Genomic DNA, 3740 nt, shown 5'->3' with positions numbered 1-3740 from the left:
TCTTCATGGCGATGGACATAGCGAATATAGTCCCTTATTGATTCTTCCCACTGCCAGAAGTTTCCTTCATTGGTGCTATACACTGGGCCATGTTCTGGCACCTTAATGTTTTCCTTCGACAGGATAAACTCTCCCAAACTTGGGTCGAGGGTGAAGACATGAACACCCGTACCGATGGAATACACCAGCATTGTGCTCGGACCATAGAGAACGTAGCCAGCAGCAATTTGCTTATGCCCGTTTTGCAGAAGATCACGGGCTTCCCCGTCTAGATCCTCTCCTTCTTGCTTACGAATCGAAAAAATCGAACCAACATTCAAGTTGGTGTCGATATTGGAGGAACCATCAATGGGGTCATATAGCAGAGTGTAACGTCCAATTGGGCAATTTTCCGGGATATAGTAGGGTTTTTCCATTTCCTCGGATGCCAAGCGACAGACGAGACCACTTTGCTTAAATACCGAGATGAAGACATCATTGGCATAGAGATCCATCCTTTTGACAGATTCACCCTGCACATTGACTTCACCCGTGAATCCTAACACCCCTTCCATCAAACCAGCTCGGCTCAAGCGTTGAGAAATTAGCTTGGCAGCTAGGGCTATGCGATTCATGAGGGCACTGAGGTCTTGTGCCTCCATGGAAAAACTTTGGAGTTGCTCGAAAACGTGACGGGATAACGTTTTACAATCCCGATCCAGGGCTCTTTCTTGAGTTCTAGGTTCAGCTACCTCTGCCATAATTTTTGTCCTCCCTAGGTCTTAGGGCACTTGGTTTGTCAGAGATGTTGGTGTTCGCGTAGCGTGGCCTATTGGCCATCGGAAGAGTACCGATTGGCCCAGTGCCTAGTCCTCTTCACTTTCTATCTTAGGAAGGCATTTTTAATGATGCTTAATAACTTTAGAAGAAATACAGAAATCAAATCTTCACACCATTTTTCTTGTCTAATAGCCTATACCTGAGGTCAAATTGATGTGAACATAGGCATTGCAACCTTAAACGGAGATTATGGGAGAAACTAAACGCATTGGCATTCTCACCAGTGGTGGAGATTGTGCTGGTCTCAATGCGGTGATTCGAGCTGTGACTCACCGAGCTGTGGCTACTTACAACTGGGAGGTGCTTGGCATCTGTCGGGCTACTCAGGGGTTGATGCAAAATCCTCCTCAAGCGATTAACCTAACTTTGGACAAGGTTGATCGCATCTTGACTATGGGTGGTACAATGCTTGGCACTACTAACAAAGGCGACCCCTTTGCTTTTCCGATGCCAGATGGTACGCTATGCGATCGCAGCGCTGATATTGCTGATGGCTATCACCAACTGGGTCTAGACGCTCTCATTGGTATTGGGGGCGATGGCAGTTTGGCGATTTTGCGCAAACTTGCCCAACAAGGGGGGATGAAATTGGTAGGTATACCCAAGACTATCGATAATGACGTTGCCATTACCGAACGCTCTATTGGGTTTGACACTGCCGTTAACATTGCCACCGAAGCTCTAGATCGCTTACACTTCACAGCGGCTAGCCATGACCGGGTGATGATTTTGGAAGTGATGGGGCGTGATGCTGGTCACATTGCTATCAGTGCTGGCATTGCAGGAGGGGCTGACGTTATTCTGATTCCAGAAATTCCTTATACCCTTAACAATGTCTGCCATAAAATTAAGCAACTTCAGGAGCAGGGGCGAAACTTCTGTTTAATCGTAGTTTCCGAGGCGGTTCGCACTGCAAGCGGTGAGGTGCTTCAGAGTAATGTGGGGTTTGGTGAATGTCGATTAGGTGGCATTGGCCAATATCTAGCCCAAGAGATTTGTAATTCGATTGGAGCGGAAACGCGAGTGACAGTTCTTGGACACACCCAGCGGGGTGCCACTCCTTCACCCCTTGATCGCTTAATTGCCTCAGCCTTTGGTGTGGCAGCAGTTGACTTAATCGCCAATGAACAATATGACCGGATGGTGACATGGCAATATCGCCAGGTGGTGAGTGTACCGATTGAGGAAACGATTAAGCATTATCAAGCTGTGAATCCTAACGGAACTTTGGTGAGAACCGCTAGAGGATTGGGTATTTGTCTAGGAGATTAGAGTGTATTTAAGATTATGAACGTTTTAAGTACATGAATCGTGTTGACTGTTGACTGGTACTGGTCAACGGTCAACGGTCAATGGTCAAATTCTGAACACTTAATCAGTCGTACCAATTAGATGTTCAACAGCTTATTACCAACTACCAGGAATTGCGCCGTTGAGTGTTACGATTATTATTTTCCCGAGGTCTGGCTTTATTGACCCTGATTCTACGTCCCATCCACTCAGCACCATCCAAGCTTTCTATAGCTGAGTCTTCTTGATCTGATTCTGTCATTTCCACAAAGGCAAACCCGCGCATTTTGCCGGTTTCACGGTCTGTGGGCATAACAACTCGTTTAACGGTGCCGTAGTCTCCAAAAACTGTTTTTAAGTCGTCTTCGGTGGCTTGATAGGACAGGTTTCCGACGTAAATGGTCATGTCGATCGATGAGGCAGAACATAGAACTAAAGTTCAGAGGCACAGAAGAACGGAGTACAACGTATTTTGGTTGCTCACGGTCATGTCTGAGGAACCAGTGGTAAATTTCGACAGTGGCCAACCACCCCAGGGGGGGGAAGCAAAATCAAAATTTTACCAAAGGAATCCACTGAACTTGTGAATACCGTTTCATGATAGCTCACTTACGGGATTATCAGTGGTTGTCTAGTTGACAGTATTTCATAATTCATCAAAAAAATGTATTGGGGTAGTGCTTAAGCACCAATTAGACCCCAAATAACCAGGCTAAATATAGTTGAATTAGCTCTTAATCAATGGAAATAGACTGCGGACCTTTATTTTTATCATTTTCGCTTGTGTTATGACCATCTTTGTATATCTCAGAGCCATTTTGAGCCTCTAGCCAACTCTTGAGAGGATCATCTGAGAGATTCAGGCGGAACACTCCTGAAAAAAATCCGCCCAAAAAAGCGACAGGCTGCTGAGTAAATTCTTCAAAAATTGGTGTCAGTTCATTGAGGAACATGAGTTGATCTCCTGGTGCTGGTTGTGCTGCCAATAGTTGTATGAGTGATTAGATTAGACATCTCCAAAAATTAACCTCAAACCCTTGCACTGCCTGGGTCAAAACCGAGTGTCTGGAGATGTCTATTGGGATTCTAATTGGGATTCTAACGTTTATTGACACTCCCCATGCCTAGAAGGCAGGGGATTCTTGGCTCACAGACCCGTCTTGCGTGGGCCAGCCGGAACCAGGAAGAGTAGAGGACAGATCTCCCCAAGCGTTTTATTAGAGTCGATGTCCCCTATTAAGGGGAGCACCTCTCCTTCAAATCCGTACGTGAAGGTTTCCCCTCATACGGCTCCTGGATATCCTGGCCTTTCGGTCTGCTCCCATGGATGTATTGGTGACAACTTTGATGTACTGCCATCAAATTTTCAGGCTTCCAGTTGTCGTGATTTTCATCAATGTGGTGGAGATGAACTCTTTCTTCATCAATGAATTTTAATCCGCAATATCCGCAGGAATGGTTTGGCTTCTTCAAAGCTTTTGATGTAGCGTTATTGTAGAGTATGCTGTTACGCTTGCTCCAGTAGGTTAAGTCTCCGTCATAAGGGGACTTAATTCCTTTAACCATTGTGTGGCCGTTTTCTTCCCATGATACTTTTGGGAAGGCTTTTCCTAATAATCTTTTGGATTCGA

At 45.6% G+C, this 3740-nt stretch carries 5 protein-coding genes; 1 reads left to right on the top strand and 4 read right to left on the bottom strand.

Going from position 1 to position 3740, the window contains the following annotated elements; translation table 11 throughout:
- Nucleotides 1-740, bottom strand: a 740-nt coding sequence (locus F6K20_RS28655) for a class 1 fructose-bisphosphatase (protein ID WP_287296931.1), incomplete at its 3' end; no start/stop codon positions are given.
- A gap of 268 nt (nt 741-1008) precedes the next feature.
- On the opposite strand from F6K20_RS28655, the gene F6K20_RS28650 reads away from it, so the two are divergent.
- Complete coding sequence (locus F6K20_RS28650; RefSeq protein ID WP_008187990.1) at nt 1009-2091, top strand: ATP-dependent 6-phosphofructokinase; 1083 nt, start codon at nt 1009-1011, stop codon at nt 2089-2091.
- A 142-nt stretch (nt 2092-2233) separates the two neighbouring features.
- On the opposite strand, the gene rbp is transcribed toward F6K20_RS28650, so the two are convergent.
- The 3 genes from rbp to F6K20_RS28635 form a co-directional block, all read right to left on the bottom strand.
- Nucleotides 2234-2515 (bottom strand): RNA-binding regulator, encoded by a 282-nt coding sequence (gene rbp, locus F6K20_RS28645; protein ID WP_008187989.1) that lies wholly within the window; start codon nt 2513-2515, stop codon nt 2234-2236.
- Nucleotides 2516-2843: 328 nt separating this feature from the next.
- Nucleotides 2844-3062, bottom strand: coding sequence for a ssl0294 family protein (locus F6K20_RS28640; protein WP_044494637.1), 219 nt, complete (start codon nt 3060-3062; stop codon nt 2844-2846).
- Between the two features lie 283 nt (nt 3063-3345).
- Nucleotides 3346-3740, bottom strand: a 395-nt coding sequence (locus F6K20_RS28635; protein WP_287296929.1) for an HNH endonuclease signature motif containing protein, incomplete at its 5' end; no start/stop codon positions are given.

This window comes from Moorena sp. SIO2C4 (genome assembly GCF_010672485.1).
Taxonomy (GTDB): Bacteria; Cyanobacteriota; Cyanobacteriia; order Cyanobacteriales; family Coleofasciculaceae; genus Moorena; species Moorena producens.
The sequence above is the reverse complement of the archived record's forward strand: the minus strand, read 5'-3'. Positions and strand labels throughout refer to the sequence as shown.